Below are 2,746 nucleotides of genomic sequence, written 5' to 3' on the forward strand. Positions count from 1 at the left end.
GCCGACTCCTTGTCTGTCGCAACCAGAGTCGCGGTGCCCAGATAGACCTCTTGCACCTTCGGATCGGCCTGCACCTGTTCGACGCTGCCCTCGCTGAGGACCTTGCCGCCCGCGAGCACGGTGACCGAGGTGGCGAAGGACCGCATGAAGTCCATGTCGTGCTCGACGACGATCACCACGCGATCACTGCCGATGCGGCGCAACAGGTTTCCGGTCTCCTCGCGCTCCTCGGCGCTCATGCCCGCGACCGGCTCGTCGAGCAGCAGCACCGACGCGTTCTGCACCAGCAGCATGCCGATCTCGAGCCACTGCTTCTGTCCGTGCGCGAGCACCCCGGCGGGCTTGTCCCGCAGTGCGGTGAGACCCGTTGTCTCCAGTGCCTGTTCGATGCTCGGCAGCACCGACTTGCGCATGCGCAGCAGCGACAGGGCCGAACGCCCGGCACCCGCCGCGATATCCAGGTTCTGCAACACGGTGAGTTGCTCGAACACACTGGCCGTCTGGAAGGTGCGCCCGATGCCGAGGCGCGCGATCTGGTGCACCTTCTTGCCGAGGAGTTCGGTGCCCGACTTCTGCGCCGAACCGGTCGCCGGGACGAGGCCGGTGATGGCATCGATCAGCGTGGTCTTGCCCGCGCCGTTCGGTCCGATCAGGAACCGCAGGTCGCCTTGCAACACCGTGAGGTCGACATCGGTGACGGCTTTGAAGCCGTCGAAACTGACAGTGAGACCGCGGATTTCGAGGTAGTCGCTGTCCATGCCCGCGTTGCCGCCGGCTTTGGGTTCGAGTGTCATCGCGCTTGCACCTTCTCCTCGGTGACGACGGCGGCGGGTTCTTCCGGTGCGGGTGGCAGCTTCTTGCGGCTGTCGAGCCAGCCCTTGAACATCGGCCACAGCCCGGCCAGACCGGCGGGGATGAACCCGACGACCACGATGAACAGGATGCCCTGCATGTAGGTCCAGCCCGACGGGAACGACTCCGACAGCGAGGTCTGCGCCCAGGCGACGCCGATCGCACCGAGGATCGGTCCGAGCAGGGTGGTGCGGCCACCGATGGCGACACCGATCAGGAAGGCGATCGACGGGATGACGCCGATGTCGGCGGGAGAGATGATGCCGACGATCGGAGTGAACAGCGCACCGGCGATACCGGCGAGGAACGCCGCCACCACATAGGCGACGATCTTGATATTGGCCGGGTCGTAGCCGAGGAAACGCACGCGCTCCTCGGCATCGCGCACCGCCACCAGCAGTTCGCCGTAGCGGCTGCGGTTGAGCTGGCGGATCAGCGCCACCACCACCAGCAGCGTGCCCGACGCGATGAAGAACAGCATCTGCCGGTTGGCCGGGTCCGACAGCCGGAACCCGAAGAAGGAACGGAAGTCCGACAGTCCGGTGAAGCCGCCGATGGCCTGCTGTCCGGTGAGCAGGATCGCCAGCGCCGCGGCCAGTGCCTGGCTCAGGATGGCGAAGTAGGCGCCGCGCACCCGGCGCTTGAACACGCCGTACCCGAGCACCGCCGCGACCAGCGCGGGCAGCACCAGGATGCCGAGAATCGCCACCGGCGCGGAACTGAACGGCTGCCAGAATCCCGGCAGTTCGCTGATGCCGGAGATCTCCATGAATTCCGGGACGTCGTTGCCGAGGCGGGCGGCGTCGGCGAGCTGCATGTGCATGGCCATGATGTAGGCGCCGATGCCGAAGAACACGCCCTGGCCGAGGGTGAGCATTCCGCCACGGCCCCAAGCCAATCCGATGCCGGCGGCCACGATGGCGAAGCAGAGGAACTTGGCCAGAAGGTTCAGGCGGAAATCGCTCAGAACCGCAGGGGCGACGGCGAACAGCAGGATCGCCGCGACGCCGAAGCCGAGTAGTGGTGTGAGCCGCGGGTATTCGCGGAGACGTTCGGTGAGTGCGGTCATGCCAGGCTCCTCGTCCGCACGGTGAACAGGCCCTGCGGGCGGACCTGCAGGAAGATGACGATCAGCACGAACACGATCACCTTCGCGATGGACGCGGTGGTGGAGTATTCGATGAACGAGTTGAGCAGCCCGAGCGCGAACGCCGCGATCACTGTGCCCTTGATCTGGCCGAGGCCGCCGATCACGACCACCAGGAACGCGTCGATCAGATAGCTCTGGCCGATGGTGGGGCTCGTCGAACCGATCAGGGTGAGTGCCACACCGGCGACGCCGGCCAGTCCGGAACCGATGAAGAACGTGCTGATATCGGTGAATCTGCTGGAGATGCCGCTGGTTTCGGCCAGTCCACGGTTCTGCACGACGGCGCGAATCCGCCGACCCATCGGGGTGGTCTTGAGCACGGCGGCCAGGGTGGTCACCGCGACGATCGCCAGCACCAGGATGAAGATGCGGGTCTTCGGCACGACCGCGCCCGCGATGGTGATACCGCCACTGAGCCATTCGGGCACCAGCACGTTCTTGGCGGGGGCGCCGAAGATGTCACGCGCGGCCTGCTGGAGCACCAGTCCGACACCGAAGGTGACGAGCAGGGTGTCCAGCGGTCGGTCGTACATGTAGCGGATCAGGCCCATCTCCAGGGCGGCACCGAGCAGGCCGCCGATGAGGAAGCCCATCAGCAGGGACACGACCAGCGACACTCCGGCCGACGAGAAGACTTGCTGCACTACATAAGTGGTGTAGCAACCGGCCATGATGAATTCGCCGTGCGCCATATTGATGACGCCCATCTGACCGAACGTCAGGGAAAGGCCGAGCGCGGCGAGC

General features: G+C 66.0%; 3 protein-coding genes. All 3 read right to left on the reverse strand.

Annotated features, from left to right (window positions below; all coding sequences use genetic code 11):
* Positions 1 to 794 (reverse strand): urea ABC transporter ATP-binding protein UrtD (urtD, locus tag ACFWF3_RS31290; RefSeq protein WP_379317345.1); only part of this gene is annotated, 794 nt, incomplete at its 3' end.
* Entirely contained in the window at positions 791 to 1,921 is a 1,131-nt protein-coding gene (gene urtC / locus ACFWF3_RS31295) for an urea ABC transporter permease subunit UrtC (RefSeq protein ID WP_379317347.1), read from the reverse strand. The genes urtD and urtC, both read right to left, overlap by 4 nt.
* A partial coding sequence (gene urtB, locus ACFWF3_RS31300) for an urea ABC transporter permease subunit UrtB (protein WP_379317349.1) occupies positions 1,918 to 2,746 on the reverse strand: 829 nt, incomplete at its 5' end. The genes urtB and urtC, both read right to left, overlap by 4 nt.

This window comes from Nocardia sp. NPDC060220 (assembly GCF_042727815.1).
In the GTDB taxonomy this organism is placed as follows: domain Bacteria; phylum Actinomycetota; class Actinomycetes; order Mycobacteriales; family Mycobacteriaceae; genus Nocardia.